The sequence below is a fragment of the Rivularia sp. UHCC 0363 genome (assembly GCF_034931125.1).
Taxonomy (GTDB): Bacteria; Cyanobacteriota; Cyanobacteriia; order Cyanobacteriales; family Nostocaceae; genus Rivularia.
In genome coordinates this window covers 1-1,132 of the sequence record NZ_JAYGHM010000103.1, presented here as the reverse complement: position 1 = coordinate 1,132, position 1,132 = coordinate 1, and the positions used below count along the sequence as shown (strand labels likewise).

Below are 1,132 nucleotides of genomic sequence, written 5' to 3'. Positions count from 1 at the left end.
CCCTGCGCCGATATCTGACCACTGAGCGCTAGAGAGCAGTTGGGTAGCCCGTTCTACCAACCGCTGGGCGGTGGTGCTAGAGATGAACTTGGTCTGGACATGGCCCAGCCTGCCGCGCTGGATGTCGTTGAGCTGACGATAGGTTTCAGTGGAGAGGGCGACCAGTGGGATAGCGGGATGCTGCGGGTCAAAGCTTTTGAGGGCTTGGGTGACGTTAGAGCGATAGTTTTTCTGCTGGGATGGAGTAATCAGCCCCCGGCCTTCGAGTAGCGAGGTGAGTTGTGCTGTAAATTCTGCATCAGAGATTTCCCCAACAATGAGCAGGGGTAGGGAAGTTGCCATAGCAGATTGAAGCCACTGGGCGGTGAGATGCTCCAGAGCAGAGACTAGCCAATTGCCTTGTAGATTTAAGGGTGGCATCGTGGCAGGTGAGGATATCGATAAGGATATGATAGTTTAGAAGTGGCTGAAAGTTTCAAGATTTTAATGAGGTAAAGTATCATCAAAGTTCTGATGTTGCTCTCCATCGATTTGGATAGCTTGGATATTAGACTTAATCGGTAATAAAGTAGTCAGAATGCCCTCAAAGCCTTGCGTTATAAGGTTTTCAGACGATTTTAGACAATTTCTGGAAACCGCGTGCAGCAAGCATTTCAGCTATTTCCGATTAAGTCTATTAGAGCAAGACATCATGTGCAGTCTCATTGCAATATTGTTTCCTGTGCCAAGTTGGTTGTGAAGCCAACCAATGCAGTATTCTTCTGCACCAACGCTTGATTCATGGCAGGCCATCGCCTGAACCAGCCTACAGACTGAGCCTGGTTCAGCAATTGTACTTTTCAGTTTCTTGTGCAAATCTTTAGAATAACCGTCAGGTATTTTCCTGGGGTCAGTGGTTAGTTTCCAGGGGCATTTTGCACATTGTTGAGTGCGAGGTAGACTCCAGGTTTCCATGTTCTTTGTTTTTCACTTTGCGATTGACTGGTTGAGCATATGAATGTTGTAGAGCATTTTAACTGTTTCTAAGAGGTCAACACAGCGAGACAGAGGTTTACCGTTTGCCTGGATTGGAGCAGGGGTAGATGTAGACACGAGGCAAAAAACAACGTTAAGGGCACGAGATGGGTAGGGG

Annotated in this window: 2 protein-coding genes; both read right to left on the bottom strand. The window is 47.5% G+C overall.

The annotated features are described in order from the left end of the window. Nucleotides 1-342 (bottom strand): hypothetical protein (locus VB797_RS32805; RefSeq protein ID WP_323241996.1); only part of this gene is annotated, 342 nt, incomplete at its 3' end. A gap of 315 nt (nucleotides 343-657) precedes the next feature. Then, nucleotides 658-954 (bottom strand): DUF6283 family protein, encoded by a 297-nt coding sequence (locus VB797_RS35105; protein WP_416350964.1) that lies wholly within the window; start codon nucleotides 952-954, stop codon nucleotides 658-660. Between the last annotated feature and the right edge of the window lie 178 nt (nucleotides 955-1,132).